Raw genomic sequence first — 23,739 nt, forward strand, 5'->3', positions numbered from 1 at the left:
AGTTTTTTTTAGCGTGGTAAAGATTCAGGTCTATTCATTCTATATTTTGTAGCTGTTGTTGCTTGCAAAAAGGCTGCAATAGCTTGAATTTCTTCTTTCGTTAGATCCAATTTTTTCAATAACGGATCTGTTCTTGGGAACATAGGATCGGCATGTTGTTCTGCTGTTTTGGGATTATTCATAATCATACCGCTGTTATACAAATTCAACAGTCCTATAATATCTTCGAATAATCCGTTGTGCATCCAAGGTGCTGTATTCATCACATCACGCAAAGAAGGCGTGCGGAATTTCCCAACGTCGGCTGGATTTTTAGTGACTTCATAACGACCTAAATCTTCGTATTTTCTTTTGTAATACGTTAATCCGATATTGTGAAAATCTTCATCCGTCAAAAATTCCCCATTATGGCAATTCATACACCTAGCCTTTGTGCGGAAAAGGTGCATACCTTGAATTTCTTGATCCGTCATTGCAGTATACTTACCATCCAAAAATTCATCAAAACGACTACGTCTACTAGTTAGTGTACGTTGAAATGCGGCTAAAGCTTTCATGACTTCAGGCATGGAAAAATCTTCCTCTCCGAATGCTTCTTCGAATAATTTGCGGTAGCCTGGGATAGCTTTTAATTTTGGAATTAATTTAGTCAATTCCATCGCCATTTCGTGATGCGCTTCTATTGGGAATAAGGCTTGCTCTTCCAATGTTTTTGCCCGACCATCCCAAAATAAGCTTTTGCGCGCATGCACATTCAACAATGAAATGGTATTGCGCGTTCCTACTTGATGATCATGCCCTACCGGAACGGTCAAATGATCGCCCCAAGATGTTTGCGGATTGTGACAAGAGCTACAAGAAATTTGATTAGAGCCAGATAGCAGAGGATCAAAGAATAGTAATTTACCCAATTTGATATCAGGTCGCTCCATCAAACTAAAGTAACTGGTATCTATCTTTGGTAAAGACTTAAATTCTGACCAAAGCACACCCGAATCAATAGTCGGTTTTGGCCATTCGGAGATTGGTCGACTGTATAGTGTGCGTAAGTCATCTATCGATTTATTACTCATGAAAACCACAGCTGCTACGACAACTCCACATAAACTCAATACTGCACCTAATTTTTTCATCGCTACAAAATTAAAAAACAAAACCAGATGTGAGACCAAAATTTGTTAATGCATAAGCAGAAACATGGGAAGCATTTGCTCCTATATAAAAAGTTTGGAGTTTTGGGACAGGAAAGGAAAGTCTTGCTCCAAAGTCTACAAACGAAGTTTGGGTATTTTTATAATTATAATTGTTTAATAACATGGCATATCTGTTTGTATTGCTCGCAAAGCTGTTCCATTCTCTTGTGGCAGAAAGCGGATTGCTATAGTTGTAGATGAACTTAAGGCTTAGTAGATTTTCTGTAAACCTTTGATTCCAGCCAAATTGCCCTTCGATATTGATAAACTCAAATTTCTCTTCACTCAAAGGAATTTGGTAAGTTTCATGTTGATTTATTAACGAAGAGCTGACTGTTGCAAACCAATCATAGTTGTTGCTATTGCGTTGTAAAGATATGTAGCCAGTCCAATTTTTAGAAGTAGAATTAAACAGATTTTCTCTTGATAATATGGGCATTAGGGATTGTTCGATGTGAAATTTAGCTTCTACACCTTTTAATTTTTTATCCTTGTAATTCATGCCAATTTCTAGTTTTGAATGAGAATTTACGGCCAGCTTATGCCCTAATTGTATTTCAAAGTTGTCTTTGTATGCTTCATTCATTATATCAGCAAGATTCTGAACCCTCTTGTCAATTGTAGTGCCGGTGTATTTTGCTAATGCGAACCAGCCCAAATGATGTGAAGGAACAAAATGTAATGATAGTCCATAATTATAGCCTAAATATTCTGCATTATCTCGAGAGCCAGCCAGGAGTTTGTTGAAGTTTCCAAACCCTGTTTCGTGGATAATATTTGGTCGCCCTAACTCACTGTTGAATTCAACCTTTGCTTTTTGAAAATAGCGTTCACCAACTACAGCAAGCGTAAGATTATAGATTGAGTTCAGTTTTTGATTTGCCGAAACTTTAATGTTAAAGTTTGAGCTGATATTCTGGGTACGAGGATCGCGGTTTCGAATAGATTGTTTTCCAATAAATGAGCTTTCCAGACCTAATGTGGTTTTGTTGAAAAGTTTTGAAATTCCTCCTGAAATAGCATAATGCTCATCTTTTAAATCTCCCCCCACAGAATCCGCCATGATGTAGGGATACAGGTAATCGTAATCTAAGGTTTCATTATAATTGACTTCTCTAGCAGCTATATTATTGTAATAAAAGCCACCCCAAAGGTTAATGTCATTCTTTTTTGCAAGGAATGAATTGATATTTATATTGAAATTGTTGAATCCTGAACCTTTTTGCCAAATATACTTCTCACTTCTCTGTTGCGTATAATTGATGTTCATATCTGTATAGGGTACAGGCGAATTTAAATCCTTAAGTGATGGAGCGTCGTAATAATTGTTCAGCTTGTCATTTAATAACTTATGCTGTTGCAATTTTAAATATGTACTATCCTGTGCTTTTGAAATGGTACATATGGAAATATATAACGTTATAATAGATAGTAATCGCATTTACTTGTTTTTTATAGAAGGTGTTGCTTCTGGGATAAAATCGACAGTGGAATTGTTTGTGTCTTGATAGATTACTCTGCCATCAGGATTGGTTGTAAGCTCTTTTCGCAGAACAGATTTTCCAAATCGATTCGTATCACCATCTAACTTCCCCGCGTATGACCAACCCATATCCAATTGAGGAGACATAACAATCCATTCAAATACCGTAGGAATTGTTAGGTTTACCGCATCTAAGATGTAAGAATTAGGAATTTTGTATGCATTTGCAGTTACAATTCTTGTGCCTGAAAGGTAGCTGTATGTATAATAATGTTCGGTTTTAAAATCATCTACAGATACATTTTCCGGTAATCGCGCCAATACATAGGATGTTAAACCTCTGTTGTGCATCGTCATGGATCCAGAAATGGTAATAGTATTAGTGACTTCTGGGTTGTCAACATTGATAGCTGCCAACAATTGCATTTCAAAGTCAGCATTTTTCAAGTCAAAAGAATTTGGGTTTGATTCTGTGTGATCTATCGCGTTGCTAGCTATCAAAAGTTGATGACCTGGTGCAATCGGATAATCCATCCCGTTTCCTGGGATCATACATATGTCCGTAGTCGTGAATGCCTCATTCATGACATTCGGCGTATACTCTCTTTTGGTCGTTGTTAGAAAAGTGGATTGCGATATCAGCAGCTTGTCAGCATATAAGGTATCCTCAGAATTATTGTAAATCAAAAAATATTTATCGCCTTGATGGAGTTTATTCTCAGGTGTTTGTGTGCCTGTGAAAAAGATTTCTTTGAAAATAAAACCCGCATTATCATTCGCTAAGAATAAATCAAGACTAATTGTCTGATCTTGTCCAGTTAAGGCTATACCATCTTTATAGCTTTTTACTTTTTCTACAAAACGAATATTATCTCGGCTATAATCTATTTTACCATTAAGTGTTACGGTATACGACCCTGTTGGTAATACCTTGTCCAATTTATCCATTTCATCAAGCATTGCTATTGTCTCTATGCCTGTATTGGATTCTTTGAAGGTAAGTGTAATTTCTGTTAAGTTAGGATTTTGAATACCGGTGGGTACATTTAATTTTATGCGTATACCCGAATATTTAATATCAAAATTATCACGCTCGCAAGCAGCGAAAGTGAACAAAATATTAAATATAACAACAAGAGAAAATATGCGCTTTTTCATTGTATATCTTTATAATCAGGATTAAAGTGATATTGTTAGTTCCATTCCAAAGTATGGAGCGTCTAAAGAGCGAACCACATTTAATCCCAAAGCTGAAGTGTATTCTGGTCGATGCAAAAATAATCTATTGATAAAGACTGAGGCTTTGATATAGTTTTTAAAACTTTTAGAGGCTTTCAAATTCACTTGTAAATCTAAAGGCTCTTTGAAGCGAAGAAATGTGGTTGGACTATACGTTTCAACTAATTGGAGAAGCGTTGGATCATTTAATGAAGTCTCATTGAAAGGCAGTTCTATATTCTCGTCAGCAAATCGATAAGCCACGGGAGTTCCTAATTTTAGCATATTTTGTGAAGAGGTAAACCACAAGGCTTGGAACGATGCGGATAAATTAAGCCCTATAATCGGCAGGTAGCTGTCCATTGTAAAGTTTGAATTTAACATTTCTCGTATAGAGCCGTCATCATCCAAATATTTACCAATCACTTGTCTGTTGAGGCCATTGTGTACAATATTGGTGTTTAACCGCCATGCCTCTTGACTATTTTTATATATTGTCTTATAATATGCCCCAATTAAGGTAAAACGTGTGTTTATTCCTTTAAATCTTCGCGTCATAAGCTGAAATTCGAATCCATTTTTCAAAATCTGACTGGCGTTTTCTGTTTGCGTATAAGCATAAAACTCATTTCTTGGAGCACTTGCGAAATCGGATACGGAAGGTTTTTGATTTAAATTTGTTAAATCGATAGACGTATTGTCGTACAGCTGATATGCAATGGTTTTGTAAAGTGAACTAGGTCTGAACGCATCTTGCATATTTTCTTTGAACAAAGTCAACGAAAGTCTATTGCCGTCGTAATCGAAGTCTGTATTTACTTCGTATTTGTTATTGGTAGCTGGTGAGATACTATAATTTACAGGATTTGTAATATCAGTATACGCTTGCGCGATTCTATATTCTGGATTATTGTGGTAAAAATTTAATTCTACAATATCTCGATACTGTAAATTAGGATACAAATGATCTAACGTAGGTGTTTTCTTGTGCGCACCAAGCCCACCACCAATGATGATTTCGAATGGCTTGTTGTCTATTAAGAATTTAGGTAAATGTAATCTAAGATTTGTTCTCGGCTCTGCATATACCTTATTCATCATCGAATAATTTTTGGATAATGAAGTCATCGTAAATGCCCGTATACCAATAGCAGCATCAAGTTTGAAATTATGAATACGCCAGCTAAAATTATCTTCCGCGAAACCCGATAAGGTGTGCATTCCCGGAATATTTTCAAATGCTCGCGGTCTTGCTGTAACACCAGTATTTGCGATTGCAGGAAAATTCAAATCGTATAGCTGTCCTTGACCGAAATTTTTGGAATAATTACTTTCTATACCAAATTTTAATTTATTGTGAAAATTGCGATACGTTAAGTGGTGGTTACTTACAATTTTGTGGTAAGCTGTTAGCGGCATCCCTTCCACGAAAATATTTGATAGGTATGAAGGAGTCAGAAATTGAGCCTCATGTGAGCCTTGTACTAACGAATTTACTAAAATCGTGGCAGTACGCGCTTGAATCCATTTGTCTTCTTTGATAATATCTTTGTTAAAGGAAAAACTAGAAACAAATTGCAATTCATCAATCCATCTTTTTTGATGATATTTTATGGAAAATTGATTATTAAGTGCATAACGTTGCTTTCTGCCATAATATTTATCTAAAATATACGAATTGTCTGGATCAGTTTTTTTATTATCTAGTGTTGTATTATAATCAAAATTTGATTTAAAATTGTAGGTATTTATACCATTCCATGTTTTATCGAAACGAATAGATCCAGTAGCACGGTTAAAGTTTTCGAAGCTTTCCGTTGGGTTTGATGTGCTCCGTGTATAACCAATATCAATATTTAGAAAGGAGTTTTCGGACAAGGTATAGCCTTTACCTAGGGCAAATAACTTTCCAAAACCGTCCGTCTTAGCTCTGAATGTATAGGGGGAGGCACCTTTTTTACGTTCGATTAATACTAATCCTGAGGTTAAATCTCCATATTCTACCGAAGGGATACCACGAACGATGGTAACTTTTTCTATATCATCCGTTCCTAAAGATCTCAAATCTAATCCTCTATTGGTGTTTTCTCGTGCTGTATTAATTGTAGATGTTGTAAAGTTATTTACTGATTGGAGATCAGAATTGGTATTTATAGGAGCTCCGTCTACATAAAATGATATGCCTAGAGAAGATATGTCATATTTGTTGGATGTGACAGACTTGCCCTGCAAATTCACCTCACGTAATTTTATAGCATTGAAGGAGGTTAAGTTAGGATCTTGCGCTCTACCTCCTGGTAATAGTTCTAAGAGGTCTGTGAAACTAGATGGCTGAAGTAATTGCATCGCTTCTTTATCAATTACCGAACTTGTGTTTATGTTTTTTGACTCTCGAGCCGTTACATATACATCATCAATATTTATACTATTTTCAGATAATATTATGTTTAAGGTTGTGTCTTTTGTCAGAGTGATGAACTGAATGGATTCTGTATAGCCAATACTATTGTATTTAATAGTACGTTTACCAGCTTTTAATTTTATTTCATAAAATCCTTGAAAATCAGAAGATGTTTTGACACCGTTAGTCTGTACTGTAACATTGCTTAAGGGCTTCAATTTTTCATCTTGAATAATTCCTTTCACTTTTATATCCTGCGCGAATGAGTTTGACACAGATAAAAGAATGAATAGAAGAAATATGTTTTTCACGTTACTTATTAAGACTAATTATAAATAGCGCAAAATAACGTAAAATATATTACATACTACTTCGTATTCCTAAAATTATTAAGAGTTAAGCTTTGTAAAATCGTAATTAAGACATTTTTATGATATATACTGCTGTTACTCCTCCTCTTCAGTCGGTTCTTCGGTAGAAAGTTGACTTAACAATCGTTCGACTTCTTCTTCGGAAGCAACAAGTTTTGCTTTACATACTGCTATTAGTTCTGAAGCTCTTTTTATTTTTGATGCTAGTTCGTCTACATTGACATCGCCAATTTCGATGTCTGCTACGATTTGTTGTAACTCGTTGAATGCGTCTATATAGGTGTATTTTGATTCCATGATTAATTTTGTTTTGAAGTTACCTGACTTTGGATTTTCCCATCTATCAAAATAGTTTCGATATTATCACCAATTTGCACATCAGAAATGGATTGTACAGCCTTTCCATTTACCCGAGTAATCGAAAATCCTCTTTTCAACAATTGTGAAGGATCTGCTATTTTGATCAGTCTTGCTATGTTTTCCAAACTGGCATTTTGCTCTTTCAGAAAATGTTGACTAAATAGCTGTAAACGTTGGGATAGTATGTTAATATTATGCTTTTCTTGCTGTAACCTATTTTTACTAGACCATGAAAGAGCTTGCGCAAATTCTTGTAATTTGATTCTTTCTTGCGAAAATTTATTCTTCGACAAAAATATTAATTGTTCTTGCAACTGATCTAGCGGAAGAGAAAAATTATGAAATTTTTGAATCAAAAAATCTGCTAATTCACTTGGTGTAATAGCATTTTTGTAGGCTACCATCTCACTGACCGTTTCATTTGTAGAGTGTCCAATACCTGTTAATACGGGAATTGGAAATATGGCAATGGCTTTTGCCAAATGATAGTTGTTATAGGAAGAAAGACCAACTTCACCGCCCCCTCCACGTATTATGGCTACAGCGTCATAAGCATCTGTTCGCTCCGCGATGACCGCCAATTGTTTGATAATCGAAGGAATAGATTTGTCACCTTGCAAAAGAGCGGGGTAGAGTGTAGTTTCAATTTTATAACCCCAAGGATTATTATTTATGATCTTGTAAAAATCAGAAAGCCCTTTACTCGTTTCTACAGAAATAATTGCCAATCTTTTGGGAATGATGGGGAAAGGAATTCTTTTATTTGCATCAAATAGGTCTTCTTGTTGCAACTTGAGGATACTTTCCTTCTTTTCACGTTCCAATTCACCTAAAACAAAAGTAGGATCGATATCCACGATTCGCAGACTCAATCCATGCAATGGATCATACGAAATGCCGGCTTGAAATAGTATCGTAATGCCATCGCGAAGCGGTTCGTTAAGGAGTTTTATAAAGGAAGAATTTATTCTTTCAAAATCCGATTTCCACAGTATCGACCGAATTTCTGCTAGAATTTTGCCTTCTTTTTTTTCGACCAATTCTGGATAACAGTGACCTGAATGTTTGTAATGGTTGAGCTTATTCATTTCCGCCTTGATCCAATACAGACTTTTGTAGCGATCAGCAAGTGTCTTTTGGATACTTTTGGTCACTTCCAGTAGCGTAAAAATGGTCTTATCGTTTACTTTTTCTGGCATAATTCAAATATAAGTTAATTAAAATATCGGATAAAACGAAATGATTATGTTACTATTTATTGTTGCGGTTTTGTGCGTTTTATTAGTACATTTACACTAGAAACCGTGCTACAATATGAAAATTCAATTCAAGTTACCAAGCCTATTTTTGTGTATATTATTTTTGTCTACAGCTGTTTCAGCGCAGTACAAACAGACCATTACAAATAAAACTCAACTACTATTTAATAAAAATAAGACTATTCCTCTTGGTCGACTTGATCATCTGAAAATAGCTGTAGCTGTTTCATCCGAGGGAAAATACAATGCATTTATTGAACAAGTTGAGCGGTACGCAGATGTATCGGTGATTGACTTGAATCAATTGAATGAACAAGGAAAACTTTTCAATACTATCATTGTGGCTGCTACGGCATCTGATTTGGGAGTGACAAATGCGGCATTATTTAATCAGGCTGTCTCAAATAACAAAAATATTGTTTTGTGTAAATTCTTAGACACGGATTTGAGTCGTGTGCAAAGCAATTCTCAGTTTGGTGGGAAAGTGACAGAATTAGTTTCACCTGAATTTTCTACACAAGCGCAGCGTAATATTGCGATGAGCATTTTCGGCGGATTGGCAATTACGGAAGGAAATACAAAATTAAAAACTACACAAACACGTTTACAGTATTCTGATGGTGTAGAGTCCGGTTTGAACTTGCCAAAAATGACGCAAAAGATTGATGCTATTGCGGCAGAAGCTATACGCGAACAAGCAACGCCTGGTTTGGTGGTGATGGCAATTAAAAATGGACAGGTTATTTTTGAAAAAGCGTATGGGAATCATACCTATGAAGCAAAACAAAAAACGAGCATAAAGGATATTTTTGACTTAGCATCCATTAGTAAAATTGCGGGCACGACGCCAGTGATTATGAAGTTGCAAGAGACTAATGCTATTCACTTGGATAGTACAATGGGATCTTATCTATGGAATGTACGTTCTACGAATAAAAAAGATATTAAGCTAAGGACAGTTTTATTGCACGAAGCTGGTTTCACGCCGTTTATTCCATTTTACAGAAATTTAAAAACTGGTGATGTGCAAAGTTTTCCCTCTGCTACGCATCAAGTCCAGCTAGCCGATAATTCTTATTTGAAAAACAACTATTATGAGGAAGTAATGTGGCCAGAGATGATGAAGTCTGCTGTCAAGCCATCAGGTAATTATGTGTATTCGGATATCAGTATGTATGTCATGAAAGAAGTTGCCGAACATATTACGAGTATTCCGATGGACGAATACGTTCAACAAATATTGTATAGACCAATAGGCATGAAGACAGCAGGTTATAATCCACGAAAGCGTTTTGATAAATCGCAAATCGTACCAACAGAGCACGATACTTCCTTCCGCAAAGTATTATTGGAAGGTTTTGTACATGATCAAGGTGCTGCGATGGCAGGCGGTGTAGCTGGACATGCAGGCTTATTTGCTTCCGCAAATGATTTGGCAATTTATGGACAGTTGCTTTTGAATCGTGGTGAATATGGAGGAACACGTTATTTTAAAGAAAATACTGTGGATTTATTTACTTCCAATCAATCTAAGACTAGTCGTCGCGGTCTAGGTTTTGACCGTTTTGATCCTGATCCGAAAAAGGAATACCCTTCAAAATTAGCAAATCAATCGGTTTATGGCCACACAGGGTATACTGGTACGTGTATTTGGATTGATCCAAAACATCAGTTGATATATGTTTTCTTATCGAATCGAGTGCATCCGCAAGTGTCAACAAAATTGTTGAATTTGAATATTCGCAGTCGCATTCAAGATGCGATTTATGAAACTATTAATGAAGCGAAATAATGAAAAAGACGCTTATTCTTAATTTTTTGGCAATGTGTTCTTTTGTCTATATAGCAAAAGCACAAGAAGACTATAAAAAAATACACAAGGATCTTTTGGTAGTTGATGGGCACAATGATGTAATTATTTCCAGTATTTTGGAAGGTCATGATATTTCGAACGGCTTGACAACGGGTCATACGGATATACCTCGGTTGATTGAAGGAGGCGTCGATGTTCAAGTATTTGCGGTTTGGTCTGACGACAAAAAATGGAAGAAAAATGCTTTTAAGCATGCTAATGATCAGATTGATGCATTAGAAAAAGTTATTAAGAAAAATAAGGACAAGATTGCTATAGCCAAAAATGTAGATCAAATTTATCGTCTGCAAAAGCAAGGGAAAATTGCTGCTGTAATTGGCATCGAGGGTGGCAATATGATCGAAGAGAGTATTCCAAATTTGGTGAAATTGCACAAGCGCGGCGCAAAATATTTGACTTTGACTTGGAACTATAATCTGTCTTGGGCAACAGCCGCTTCTGTAGAAGATAGTAAGCCTGCTGCAGAACAAATGGGTCTATCCGACCAAGGAAAAGCGATTATCCGCAAAATGAATGAACTCGGTATGCTCGTGGATTTGTCGCATGCGAGCAAAAAGACATTTTACGATGTATTGGAAGTTTCTACAAAGCCTGTATTAGTATCACATAGTAATGCAGCTGCTTTGACTCCGCATTCCAGAAATTTAGATGATGCGCAATTGGCTGCACTTAAGAAAAATGGGGGAGTCATTGGTGTCAATTTTTATTCTGGATTCTTAGACACCGCTTTTGAATCTCGCATTCACGAACTATACGACAACCATTTTGGTAAGCCGACAGAAATACTTTCTGCTTCTAGAAAATACCATAAGCTTCCAAAGGAATTGAAATTCCAAGCGGATGTGAAATTAGACTTATTGCTACATCATATTGATTATTTGGTTAGTAAAGTAGGAATAGATCACGTGGCAATTGGTTCGGATTATGATGGGATAGAGTCTACTCCCCAGTATTTGGAAGATGTTTCAAAGTTTCCGATTTTGACTAAGTCTTTGTTAGAAAGAGGTTATAAAAAGGAGGACATTGCGAAGATAATGGGGCTTAATTTTCTTCGTATAATGAAAGAAAATGAAAAATAATTGAGTTACTCTGTGAGTAATGTGTTATCTTTTAGTCAATTATAAACTTTATACTTTTGACTAATGAATAACAAACGATTGTTTTTTGTCTTATTCCTTTTTACGACATTTTTATCCTGTTCTAAATCTGTTACCAATGATGATACTCCCGTCGTGGAGGAAGAAGTAATCGAAATTTCTGAATTTTATTTTGCCAAAGAGAAAAATCCGACCTTAACTGCGGATTTTATGCTGGAAGAAGCTAACGGTGTGTACTCAGGAGAATTGCCTAAGTATCATTCCAAAAATCTAATTCCTACTTTCAAAACCAATGCGATTAAGGTATTGGTTAATAATTTAGCGCAAGAAAGTGGAACAACAGTCCGAGATTTTTCTCAACCTGTAACCTACAGTTTTGTGGGGGCTAAAGGGACTAAAAAAGATGTAACGATCCGCGTTAATTGGACTAGTTTCGAAATACCCCAATTTAATATCTCTATTGATGGAGGCGAAGAGGTTGTCGAGAAAGAGAAATATTTAAAAGCTACTTTGCGTATTGATGGCAAGACTTTCTACCCAAATTTTGAGGCTTCGACAGAGATTCGTGGAAGAGGAAATTCTACATGGGGACAACCTAAAAAGCCTTACCGTCTTCGACTAACGACAAAAGCATCCATCTTAGGATTGCCTGAAGCGAGAAATTGGGTACTATTGGCCAATTTCTTAGACCCTAGCCTCATGTGTAATGCTGTAGCTATGCGTATAGGTCGTGATTTACAAGTTCCTTTTACCAATGATATTATTCCTGTTGATGTTTCTATAAATGGTACTTATCGTGGCAGTTATGTGTTGACACAACATCTAGAAGTAGCAAGCAATCGTATTAATATCACAGATGATGGATATCTATTTGAATTGGATGATTATTTTGATGAGGAATTTCAGTTCAGAAGTGCGAATTACCATCTTCCAGTAATGATTAAGTCTCCGGAGTTAGAAGAGCAAGATGAAATAGCTCCTATCAAAGCTGATTTTGAACAATTGGAGGATTTGATATACGCCTCCAACTTTCCAAACAATGGATATCGAGATAAATTGGATATCGATGTATTTGCACGTTATCTTATGGTCTATATCTTGACGGGAAATGAAGAGTTAAATCATCCGAAAAGTACCTATATGCACAAGGTTCCAACGGGTAAATTTAGTTTTGGACCAATTTGGGATTTTGATTGGGCGTATGGTTTTGAAGGCTCTGGAAATCATTTTAGTAATCCAGGAAGAGATTTCTTCTGGACTGGTAATAAGTCTGGCACACGTTTCTTTCAAAGATTACTTTCGGATACTGAAGTAAAAAAAGCTTTCAAAACGCACTGGGAAAGTTATAAAGCAAACCATTTTAATAATCTAATTCGTTTTGTGGATGAATATTCTAATATCATTAAAGAGTCTAAAGCTAGAGATGAAGTGATTTGGAAGAAAGGAAAGAACTTCGACCTAGAGGTAGTCAAGTTGAAAAGCTACTTAAATGATAGGAAAACTTATATTGACAATATGGTCAGGGGATATTAAACTTTGTAAACAATAAAACCTCGACAATTTGTCGAGGTTTTTCATTTAGGGTTTTAATTTTTTAATAAGCGCCTAAGTAGAAGCTGCCTGATTGGTTTTTCAATTTAGCTCCTTTGGTAATAGCTTTTGTTTTGTAGTTGATTATATAAAGGTTACCGTCTAATCCATTAGGAGTCAATGGTACGTATACATTATCACCATGTACACCAATGTTTTGAAATTGTCCAAATGTACCTACCATTGCAGTTACACCTGTAGCAGTGTTTGCAGAGCGACCGCTTAATCCAATGTTGCTTTCTTGTTCGGTAGTCAATTTGGTTGCTGTTTTTGCTTTCAAATCAACTAATGCTAAGTATCCACCATCTGTACCTGTTACGGTATATAATACTAGGCCAATATCCTCTTTGATTAGTCTCCAAGCTCTGATCGCAATATTAGCTGATGAGTTTAGTGCTGTTTTTAAATCAAAATTATACGAATCGTCATAGGTATTTGTGCTCCCTGAAATTTTCAAAATTTGAGAACCTCCAGTTGCAGTTGCTTGGTAAATATCACCATTAGACCCTAACCATTGCGTCATCGTGCGATACGAGTGATTGTTAGTTTTACTTACTCCAGAATATATTAATTTTGGATTGGCTAGGCTCGGGTAATCAACAACCAAAGTTGCTGTACCTAATTCTCTACCAGGGTTAGTTGTAGCCCACACTTGATTACCATCATTGTTTACTGTTGATGTTTTAGTTGCGTCAACTCTTGTCAAATTACAACCAATAAAAACTTTGTTCTTAGCAGCATTTAAGATGGGTACGTCAATACGTCCAATTTGATAGCCCGCTTTTGTCTGCGCTTCTGTGAATGGAATAGTAAATTCTGTCTGACGTAAGATAGTAGGGTTATCTAAGTCTAAAGCTAAAATTTTTGCTGTACTTTTCACATCAACAAAGTTAGCTCCTGCACCTTCTGCAGTTCCTTGTACCTTTGCGGATGCATATACACCAACACCAATACCGTTCGCAGCAATTACCCATCTAGGCGCGTTACCAAGGATAGGTTCTGTGTTTACCTCCTCACGGGTATCAATAAAGTTTTTACCTCCTTGTACGTGGTACTTGTTGAAGATACCACCATCATCACCAGTATACTGAATATTATATAAAAAGTTTCCATTAGGAGAACCTTGGACACGTGCGGTACGTTGTGAGCGCAATGTATAACCATCTGCGAAAACATTTGCTTCAAAATTTGGATTTTCGGCTTCAGCTAGGGAAATCGCTAAAGCTCTTGTTCCACCATTACCCGCTTCACCTTCGGCATCAGGAAATGCGCCTGTCAGTGTTATAAATTGTCTTGTTCCAAGATCTGGTCCAGTCAAAAAATTAGGTCCTTCGTCGTTTGTTTTCTCACAGCTTGATAATGTTCCTATAGCTATAGCGCTACTGAAAACTAGAGATTTGAATATATTATTTCTCATATTTATATTATTTAAAATTATTTATAGTATAGTTTAATTTTACGTAAAATGCTCTTCCTGGCTTTTGAACACCAAAGTTGTCGTATACTTCAGAATTAAAAATGTTTTTGCTATCCAAACTCAAGACAATATTTGATTTTGGTAACCTGTAATTTATACCAATATCATGTGTAAACTGTGTAGGTGTCGTAAACCAATCTGAATCAAACCATATTGTTTTGAATGGAGCGACATATCCCATATTGTAATACACATTTACAACGGACTTTTTTTGTATTAGATTGTTAATGCGGTATTGTACGTTTGCATTCATTGTGAAGAATGGCTCATTGGGTACTTGTAGATTATAAAGCGCATGTGGATTACCCCAATCATCATTTTTTACTTTGAATAATGAATTGAACTTCGATAAGTTAAAAACGGCATTTAATTTATTATTGTATATATAATTTAGTTCTGCTTCAAATCCAATTGCCTGCGTTTTTTCTAAATTCACGAATTGGGTAACTTGAATATCTTCTATTTGATTTTCACGTCCTGGTAATACCTCATCTGTTCTTGTTTGTTGTATGATTTTATCGTAACCATTTCTCCAAAAGAAGTTTCCATAGATGGATAATTTGTGTTTTTCCCAGTTAGATAAAGCATATCGAGTCCCCAAATTGTAATTAATTGCTAACTCAGGTAAGATGTTTTCATTTGGCAATAAGTTTTCTTCTGGTGAACCATATATATGACGTTCCGTAGGCATGATAAATGATTTTTCTGCTGAAACAATCAAAAAAGCATTTTTAATTGCTTCATATGAAGCTGTTCCGCCAAAACCGCTATTATCACGTGTCGTCTTTTTATTTGTGTAAATCATTTCACCATTCGTCTCGCTTACTGGAATGTTTTGAACCGTATTATATATGCCATATTTACCAAAGAAATTGGTTCTTAATCTTCCGTTAAATGTTTCGGCTTCATAATTTACAGCGAAAATATTGTTGTTTACATCGTTTTGGGTAATCCATTTACTCCGCTCTGGTATTAATAAATCCTTGTCATCACGAGTAGTCGATTCGTATTTGTGGTTAAGTGACAGACGATGTCCTGAAAATAGGGTATATGCAAGATTCGATCGTATGTTGGTGATTGTACGGTCAATATCTGAAATTACAGCTTCACCTTGTTGACCTCGACCTATTTCATGTGGATAGGGAAGAACTTCACCCTGACTATTAGGGGGAGCAAGCATCAATTCTAATTCATAGGAATTACTGCCTTCACGAGCCCAGTTATACTTTTGGCTAACAGTATCTTGTAAATAGGTATTTCTATAACTTCTTGCAGCATTTACATTCAACGATAAACCCTCAACGAAAAGATTCCTTTTATTATAATTTAAATTCAGTACGTGCGCTTGATATTCATTAAAGCGTCCTTTGTAAGCACGAGTCATTGTAAGTCCATGCGGTATATCTTTGTAAGAGTCCGAAATATTGTAACCTACAAAGAATTGATCTGCCCATTTTACATCTGTAAATCCAAATTCAAAGCGTCCACCTATTGTTTCAAATTTGTCATTTGGTCTGCGGGTTTTATTATATCTGATGGTATTTCCTCCTGAAGTGGTGTATTTGGAGAATTTACCCCACATCTCATAGTTATTGTCCGAATGGCTGTAAAATCCCGATACACGAGTTGTAAATCCAGATTTTTGGTTACGATACATTCCTGATACATCAGCGCGATAAGTGTTGAATGAGCCATAAGAAACCGCAGCTGTAATGTTGTTGGCAGAAGCGTCTTTTCTCATCACCACATTTATTGCTCCTCCGATATAGTTACCCGATAGATGTGATGGCAACACGCCCTTGTATACTTCAATACGCTCAATCATCGCTGGAGGAATATTGTTAAGATTGAATGAAGAACCATAGGTTGATATCTCCAAACCATCTAAAAATATACCTATTGTGCTACCGGACATACCATTTAAATTGTATTCAATCGGAGATCCTTCACCTCCATTTTGACGAACACGCACACCTACAGCACGGTCCAACAATTCGTTTGTCGTTAAATTTCTCAATGAAGCTTCTTTGGTTTCGATTACAGAGACGGCAAAACCCGATGTTTCAATTTCTTTTTTAGCGGTTTTGCGTTCGATGCGAACTTCATCGATTGAAAATCCTCCTTTTTCGTCGATATGAATATGTAGATCGGGATAATTTTTATTAACATTTAACTGCAATACTTTGCTCTCAATTTCTATGGATGAAATCAACACATTATATTTTCCGGCAGGCACATTTTTGAATTCATAAAGACCGTTTTCGTCCGTAATTGCAGTAAAGTTTGTTCCATCTAATTTTATAGTTACATGTGAAACAACTTCTCCATTTTCTTTGTGCACTTTGCCTTTTACAGAAAAAGTTTGTTGCGCAAATGCGGTTATATGAATTAAAGTAAAAACGATTAACAGATAAAAGATTTTCATTTATTCGGATTAATATATTAATTTTGATATTCTTTAGAACCAGTCTAAATAAATATTACGCTGCAAATCTAGAATTATTCTAAATAATAAAATGACGGAATCGGGAAAAAATGCTTCACAATCAGAAATAGTCGATCCATTAAGTAGACTAGAATCGGAGATTTCGCTGAATTCTTTCCATATTGAGTTGCATTATGTCATTTTTGATGAATTGTCCTCTTCAATTATTGCGAGTCCTGTCGATGGTTTTTTGAATATATTATTTCCTTCAAGTTCGTCTCCTTGCATTTCACCATATTTTGTTAAAGACAATTCGTATGTCATTCGTGGAGGAGAAAATATACTTCATCCTATACAAATAGGGGATTCGGTTGAATGGAAAAATACGTACGGCAATAATGTTGCAATCGCTCTTTTTGTCCCTAAGAATCTGTTAAGAGATTTTCAGCATAAATTCGAAACGGAGCGACATCGCTTTGAGAATGGACTTTTAACCAAAAGCGATAATCGTATTGCTTTGGCTATCAATCAAATTTTGGATTTAGCAAAGAGAGATCACCAATTGAATAATCTTCGTATACAGGCATTAATGATTGAAGCTTTGGTACACCAAATTGAAGGTCTGTATGCCGAGAATGATAAGCGCGAAGTAATTTTAAATAAAAATCATTACGATAAAATAATTCAGGTCAAATCCATTATTGATAAAGATTTGTCAAAGAATCATACCATTGCCGAGTTAGCTCGATTAGTCGGAACGAATGAGCAGTATTTGAAGAAATATTTTAAGCAACATTTTGGTAAAACCGTCATGAATTACATTACCGAGCGGAAGATGGAACACGCGAAGGAATTAATTATGACAGGAGAGTATAGAGTCGTTGATGTGGCGCGAATGACAGGCTATAAACATTCTACCCACTTTACCACAGCTTTCAAAAAATATTTTGGCTTTATCCCAAATTCACTTCGTTATTCTTTTCTAGTTGCGCAAGAAGGCGTACAACATGTAATAACGGAAATAGGAAGCTATATGGGCATATTGTAAACAAAGAAACTATTAAACGCATAAAAGCCATTCTCATTGAATGGCTTTTATGCGTTTTTTTGGAAATTTTAAAACTTGTAACTTATTGTTGTCATAAAGTTGCGGGGAGGGATTGGATTAACTGAATAATTTTCATGTATGTAATAACTCAATTCATCCGTTACATTAGCCATTTTTGCTAGAATGCTGAATCTTTTTGCGGTATATCCTACCGATAAATCAAACGTCGTAAATGGATCGACTGGAATTAGTCTATTCACGCCATCACGAACATTGATTTTCGAATTATTCCAGCCTGCATTACGCTTGCCTGTGTAGAATGCCGAAGCACCAATTTTTAATCCTTTGAATGCACCATTTTGCAAGGTGTAGAATAGCGTTGTATTTCCGGTGTGTGCAGTTGTTCCTACAAGTCGATCACCCACCGCATTACCTGAATTTTCGGCATCTTTGCCATCGGCATTCTTAAACTTAATAATGTCCAAAGTTTCCGTATAGCGCATAAAGTTGTATGCGTATCCTGCCATAATATCTAATCCTGGCAATAATTGTCCAGTTATATCTAGTTCCACGCCGTCAGATGAGGTTTTACCCGAGAATTCTTTCATGTTAGTATCTCCATTAGTAGAACCGTTAGCATCCAAAATAGCCATCTGCGTGAAATTGTTGTTATTAATTCTATAGGCTGTCAGATTAGCCGTCAGATGTCCTTTAAAAAAATCGTTTTTGATCCCAGCTTCATAGTGATCGATAATCGAAGGAGCTAATGGTTGATAATTGATGTCGTAACCACTATTCGATGTGAAATTATTCGCATAACTAACATATACAGTTGATGTAGGTATTGGCTGATAAATCAATGCAAATTTAGGAGACCACGCTTTGTCAATTTTTGCGCCAACTTCATTTCCTTTAGCGTCTTTATTTACTACAGTTTCACTCACTCCAGTCTTATAGGTGTATTTCTCCGAATAAGGTGTTCTTTGGTAAGTATAGCGAATACCCGCTAATATTTTGATTTTTTCTGTCAAAGAAATTAAATCCTGCGCAAATGCTCCATACCTGAATACATCTGTTTTAGTCCAAGTATTGTTAGACCATTCGGGGATATCAGATCGTGTAGTAGATTTATCAAAGACATTTATATTATCATATGCTGTAGTAGGTGTATTGGGTTTAGAAGGATCGGCGTATATATTATAAGCATATGCTTTGGTCGAAGCTTGATCAGCATCTGCGCCAAAAAGTAACTGATGTTTGATACTTCCCGTATTGAAATTACCCGTCAGGTTTAATTGTTGATTCTTAGTAAATTCTTCTGTGGCACTGCGGCTTAAAGCTCTAGGAGCTAGACCTTGTGCATTGGCCTGTAATCTATCCGAACCATAATAATTGCGATTGTAGTTTTGTAAACTCGCTATTGCTGACAATTTCCAATTTTCATTGAAATTATGATCCAAAGCTACCTGACCATTCGTAGAATTGGTGTTATTGAAAGCACCATTTACATTTAAAAACGTTTCACGACCGACTTGATCATTGATTTTTCCCTCAACTGAGCCAATTCCAAAGTCAGGGGTGTAATTTGATTTCAGGTAATCAAAATTGAAGTTTAATTCGGTTTGATCCGAAATCTTATATAATACAGATGGATTTACATAGATTCTATCAGATTTTACTACATCCCTATAGCTATTGGCTGTACTTCCTGTACCTACAAATCGGAATGCTATCTTTTCTGATAGTGGTCCATAAATATCCAGCGTAGGCTTATAGGTGTCCCAAGATCCATAGCGCATGGAAACTTCGCCACCTAATTCAAATTTTGGTTTCTTGGTAACCAAATTGACAACAGCACCGCCAGTCACGCCGCCATATAATAGTGCGGCAGAACCTTTAAGTATTTCAACGGATTCTAATGTACTGGCTTCGATTTGTCCACCATTATTGGTTCGTGCACCGTTTTTGAAAATATTATTTCCACCCAGACTATAGCCTCTAGAAAAAAAATTTTCACCAACACCACCACGATTCGCACCCAAGGCTATACCATTTGCATTTTTTAATGCATCTCCGAGCGTGTTTATTTGTTGATCGCGAATTACTTGCTTGTTGATAATTTGTACGGATTGAGGCAAGTCTTTGTCTGTAATTCCTGATTTGGCAACACCTACTTTTTTATTGTTTACTGAATTGTAACCATGTATTTCAACTTGATCAATCTCATTGTGCGCTTTATGCACGACGAAAGGCTGCAAATTTGTTTCACTGCCTTTGGGCGATACGCGCAAGCTATCATTACGGTAACCAACACCTGATACAGTTAGGGTAAAATGACCAGTTTGTGGAACGTATAATTGAAAATGACCTGTGCTGTTTGAGGTTGTTTTGGCATTCGCTACTGAAATATTTACATTCGAAATCCCATTTCCTTGGTGGTCTACTAATTTACCTTTTACAGTTGTCTGGGCATGTGCAACAGCGCCTATACTCATGACACTCAGCAAAGAATAATATATTTTTGTTTTCATCCTTATTTAAACTAATTCTAAATTGAGAGCAAAACTAGTTTGTTGAATGAAATCAAAAAATAAATAATCCGATAAAAAGTTTAATAATCCGAAATAACTTGTGTATTTCAGACTTACATATATACCTTAAATGCAAAACGCCATCCCTCGGGATGGCGTTTAAAATATTTGTAAATGATTAATCAAATTTCCATCTTACAAAAGCTTCGATAGCTTCGTAATCTGCAAGACCCAATTGGTGGTACAAACCTGCAGTGTACGTTGTTCTATCTTCTGCTCTCACCCAGAACTCACGTGGATCATCACCAGGGAATACAGGAAGATCTTTTTGCGATTGGTGTTTGAAGATCGCTAAACGTTTGCGCTTAACCTCTTGTGGAGAAAGTGGAACTGCCATTTCGATCTCGTGGATAGGGAATTCGTACCATGCACCACGGTACAACCACAACCAACAATCTTTAGCCCATTCTTCCGTAGCACGTAATCTTGTCAATGCTTCCAAAATAATATCGAAACAAACCTTGTGCGTGCCGTGTGGATCGTGGAAATCACCAGCAGCAAATACTTGATGCGGTTTTACTTGACGCATCAATTCCATTGTTTGTTGTATATCATCCTCAAACGATACATCTTTCGAGAATTTTTGACGATCGTAGAAAGGTAAATCTTGGAAATGAATATTTTCATCAGGTAAACCAACAAAACGAGATCCCGCAATAGCTTCACCTTTACGGATGAATGCTTTTACTTTACGAATGATATCTGGATCGATTTCTTTCGGTTGTTTCTTCGCAAAATATGCATTAGACTCTTTATATAACTCGTCCAATTTAGAAGTATCTTCGCCTAATTCTTTTGTGATATCAGTCGCAAATTCTAAGAATCTTCTCGCATCATCATCCCATACCGCATTATTACCAGAAGTTTGGTAAGCTACGTGTACGTTATGACCTTGATCTGCCAAACGGATGAATGTACCACCCATTGAAATTACGTCATCATCAGGGTGTGGTGAGAACAAAATCGCATTTTTGCGTGCTGGTTCTGCACGCTCTGGACGATTTGAATCATCTACACCTGGTTTACCACCTGGCCAGCCTGTGATCGTACGTTGTAATTCGTTGAAAATACGGATATTGATGCTGTAAGCAGGACCTTTCGTTGTCGAAAGACTTGCCATACCATTGTTGTTATAATCGTCGTCGGTTAATTTTAAAATTGCTTTGTTCAATTTTAATGACAACCATACTACCGCTTTTTTGATTAATGAATCCGTCCATTCTACATCATGCGCTAACCAAGGTGTGTCAAAACGTGTCAACAAGCAAGCAGCACCTTCGTCCAAGATAAACTCTACATGATCAGAAAGTTGAAGGAAAGTTGCTGGAATATCCGAAGAGATTTCGCCTTCTACCGCTTTCTTAACGATTTCAGCTTTCTTCTCGTTCCAAGCCATTAAGATAATCTCTCTAGCTTTGAAAATCGTACCAACGCCCATTGTGATCGCTTTTGTAGGCACATTTTCTTTACCTCCAAAATCATGTGAGGCATCACGACGTGTCAAATCATCCAAAGTAACGATACGCGTACCGGAGTTTGGAGCAGATCCCGGCTCATTGAAACCGATGTGGCCTGTACGACCAATACCCAAAATCTGAATATCTAATCCACCTAAATTTGTGATTTTTTGCTCGTATGCTTCGCAGAAGGCTTGTACTTCGTCCTCATTTAAAGTTCCATCAGGAATATTGATGTTTTCGCGTGGAATATCCACGTGGTCAAACAAATTTTTATTCATGAAAGTAACATAGCTTTGCGCAGCTGTAGGTTGCATTGGATAGTATTCGTCCAAATTGAAAGTTACAACGTTTTTGAAGCTCAAACCTTCTTCTTTGTGAAGACGAACTAATTCTTTGTACACTTTAATGGGTGTCGCACCTGTAGCTAACCCTAATACAGCAGTCTCGCCCTTAGCTTGCTTCTCTTTAATGATAGAGGCAATACGATTTGCAACTTGAATCGAAGCAACGTCTTGATTTGGGAATACCGTAACCGGTACTTTTTCAAAACGTGTTTCCTCTAATAAATTTAATCTTGCCATTTATGAGGTATATATATGATAAATCGTGAATTGCAAATTTAACAATAAAAAGCCCTTGTTAATAAATAAAAAGCTAAATATTTATTATTTACTAAATAAAATAAAAAGTCAAACCGTTGCGCAATTTATAGGCTTAGCAAGTTTTGTAACGCCTGATTAAGAGTCTTCTCCTTTTTTGCAAAGCATATTCGGAGTAAATTTTGGTTAACCTCATTACTGTAGAACGCAGATACAGGAATTGTCGCTATTTTGAACTCTTTAGTAAGCTTTTCTGCAAAGTCTAGCTCTTTTTCTTGTGCTATCGCACTATAATCTACCAATAAAAAATACGTTCCTTCACATGGTAAAACCTTATATGGGCTAGAACTTAATTTATCTACCACAAAATCTCTCTTTTGTTGAAATAATGGAGTCAAAGATTGATAATAATCGACACCACTCAAATAATCTGCTACCGCAAATTGAATAGGGGTATTGACAGAAAAAACATTGAATTGATGGATTTTCCGAAACTCCGCCGTCAAAAATGGATTTGCCACGACATAACCCATTTTCCAACCTGTAGCATGCAATACTTTTCCAAAGGAAGCGACCACAAAACCATTCTGACGTAAAATAGCAGATTCTAAAATAGAAATATGCTTGTTCCCGTCAAAAACAATATGCTCATAGACTTCATCACTCAATACAAAAACGCCAGTTTCTTCCACGATATTCTCTAGTGCGGCGATATCTTCTTTAGCTAAAATTCTTCCTGTTGGATTATTGGGGTTGTTTATAATAATTAGCTTCGTGCGTTCTGTGATTTTTGATTTCACATAATTCCAATCAATAGCAAAATCAGGCGCATGGAGTTCGATTGGAACTACTTTTCCGCCAAAAGATTGTATACTCGGACTATACGAATCATAAGCAGGCTCGAAAATAATAACTTCATCGCCTGGATGTATCAATGTTCCAATCACCGAATACAATCCCTCCGTCCCTCCAGCAGTTATGGTAATTTCATCGTTCGGATCTAGCGCTATTTGGTAGTAATGGTTGTACTTCTCGCTAATCGCTTTTCGGAGCTCAATAGTTCCCGGCATGGGCGCATATTGATTAAACCCTTTCTGCATATATTGAGTCACAAGTGTTGTCAATTTTGGATCAATGTCAAAATCAGGAAATCCTTGTGAAAGATTAATAGATTGATGCTGCTGCGCGAGGAGCGACATTCGTGAAAAAATACTTACTGTCGAGTGGGGTAGCTTAGATTTAAAATTGCTTTGAAAACTTTGTGTCATTTTTGATTTTATAACTATACTAAAGT

Annotated in this window: 15 protein-coding genes; 4 read left to right on the top strand and 11 right to left on the bottom strand. The window is 36.3% G+C overall.

Features of this window, described 5'->3' with window-relative positions; all coding sequences use genetic code 11:
* Positions 1–8: 8 nt before the first annotated feature.
* The 6 genes from GOQ16_RS03470 to xseA all read right to left on the bottom strand — a co-directional run bounded on the left by GOQ16_RS03470 (position 9) and on the right by xseA (position 8,225).
* Complete coding sequence (locus tag GOQ16_RS03470; RefSeq protein ID WP_160067934.1) at positions 9–1,133, bottom strand: cytochrome-c peroxidase; 1,125 nt, start codon at positions 1,131–1,133, stop codon at positions 9–11.
* A 10-nt stretch (positions 1,134–1,143) separates the two neighbouring features.
* Entirely contained in the window at positions 1,144–2,634 is a 1,491-nt protein-coding gene (locus GOQ16_RS03475) for a DUF6850 family outer membrane beta-barrel protein (protein WP_160067936.1), read from the bottom strand.
* Positions 2,635–3,834 carry a DUF4876 domain-containing protein gene (locus GOQ16_RS03480; RefSeq protein ID WP_160067938.1) on the bottom strand — a complete coding sequence of 400 codons (1,200 nt, stop codon included), beginning with the start codon at positions 3,832–3,834 and terminating at the stop codon, positions 2,635–2,637. It abuts the gene before it with no gap.
* Between the two features lie 21 nt (positions 3,835–3,855).
* Positions 3,856–6,606, bottom strand: a complete 2,751-nt coding sequence (locus tag GOQ16_RS03485) for a carboxypeptidase-like regulatory domain-containing protein (protein ID WP_160067940.1) — start codon at positions 6,604–6,606, stop codon at positions 3,856–3,858.
* Between the two features lie 135 nt (positions 6,607–6,741).
* Positions 6,742–6,963, bottom strand: coding sequence for an exodeoxyribonuclease VII small subunit (gene xseB / locus GOQ16_RS03490; RefSeq protein WP_160067942.1), 222 nt, complete (start codon positions 6,961–6,963; stop codon positions 6,742–6,744).
* 2 nt (positions 6,964–6,965) lie between these two features.
* Complete coding sequence (xseA, locus tag GOQ16_RS03495; RefSeq protein WP_160067944.1) at positions 6,966–8,225, bottom strand: exodeoxyribonuclease VII large subunit; 1,260 nt, start codon at positions 8,223–8,225, stop codon at positions 6,966–6,968.
* A gap of 115 nt (positions 8,226–8,340) precedes the next feature.
* Here xseA and GOQ16_RS03500 point away from each other — a divergent pair, with 115 nt between their 5' ends.
* The 3 genes from GOQ16_RS03500 to GOQ16_RS03510 all read left to right on the top strand — a co-directional run bounded on the left by GOQ16_RS03500 (position 8,341) and on the right by GOQ16_RS03510 (position 12,788).
* Positions 8,341–10,077, top strand: coding sequence for a serine hydrolase domain-containing protein (locus tag GOQ16_RS03500; protein WP_160067946.1), 1,737 nt, complete (start codon positions 8,341–8,343; stop codon positions 10,075–10,077).
* A complete protein-coding gene (locus GOQ16_RS03505; protein ID WP_160067948.1) occupies positions 10,077–11,237 on the top strand; it encodes a dipeptidase in 1,161 nt (386 codons plus the stop codon). Before GOQ16_RS03500 ends, GOQ16_RS03505 begins: the two co-directional genes overlap by 1 nt.
* A gap of 63 nt (positions 11,238–11,300) precedes the next feature.
* The gene (locus tag GOQ16_RS03510; protein ID WP_160067950.1) at positions 11,301–12,788 is read left to right on the top strand and encodes a CotH kinase family protein; all 1,488 of its coding nucleotides are present in this window, start codon (positions 11,301–11,303) and stop codon (positions 12,786–12,788) included.
* 61 nt (positions 12,789–12,849) lie between these two features.
* On the opposite strand, the gene GOQ16_RS03515 is transcribed toward GOQ16_RS03510, so the two are convergent.
* Complete coding sequence (locus tag GOQ16_RS03515; protein ID WP_160067952.1) at positions 12,850–14,262, bottom strand: DUF4374 domain-containing protein; 1,413 nt, start codon at positions 14,260–14,262, stop codon at positions 12,850–12,852.
* 7 nt (positions 14,263–14,269) lie between these two features.
* Positions 14,270–16,747: a TonB-dependent receptor gene (locus tag GOQ16_RS03520; RefSeq protein ID WP_160067954.1), complete on the bottom strand. Its 2,478-nt coding sequence runs from the start codon at positions 16,745–16,747 to the stop codon at positions 14,270–14,272.
* A gap of 91 nt (positions 16,748–16,838) precedes the next feature.
* Here GOQ16_RS03520 and GOQ16_RS03525 point away from each other — a divergent pair, with 91 nt between their 5' ends.
* The gene (locus tag GOQ16_RS03525; RefSeq protein WP_160067956.1) at positions 16,839–17,795 is read left to right on the top strand and encodes a helix-turn-helix transcriptional regulator; all 957 of its coding nucleotides are present in this window, start codon (positions 16,839–16,841) and stop codon (positions 17,793–17,795) included.
* Between the two features lie 68 nt (positions 17,796–17,863).
* Here the strand turns inward: GOQ16_RS03525 and GOQ16_RS03530 are convergent, their stop codons facing one another.
* The 3 genes from GOQ16_RS03530 to GOQ16_RS03540 all read right to left on the bottom strand — a co-directional run bounded on the left by GOQ16_RS03530 (position 17,864) and on the right by GOQ16_RS03540 (position 23,713).
* Complete coding sequence (locus tag GOQ16_RS03530) at positions 17,864–20,326, bottom strand: TonB-dependent siderophore receptor (protein ID WP_160067958.1); 2,463 nt, start codon at positions 20,324–20,326, stop codon at positions 17,864–17,866.
* Between the two features lie 178 nt (positions 20,327–20,504).
* Complete coding sequence (nagB, locus tag GOQ16_RS03535; protein ID WP_160067960.1) at positions 20,505–22,427, bottom strand: glucosamine-6-phosphate deaminase; 1,923 nt, start codon at positions 22,425–22,427, stop codon at positions 20,505–20,507.
* Positions 22,428–22,552: 125 nt separating this feature from the next.
* Positions 22,553–23,713 (bottom strand): methionine aminotransferase, encoded by a 1,161-nt coding sequence (locus tag GOQ16_RS03540; RefSeq protein ID WP_160067962.1) that lies wholly within the window; start codon positions 23,711–23,713, stop codon positions 22,553–22,555.
* Positions 23,714–23,739 lie beyond the last annotated feature (26 nt).

The sequence above is a fragment of the Sphingobacterium bovisgrunnientis genome, assembly GCF_009829085.1.
Classification (GTDB): Bacteria; Bacteroidota; Bacteroidia; order Sphingobacteriales; family Sphingobacteriaceae; genus Sphingobacterium; species Sphingobacterium bovisgrunnientis.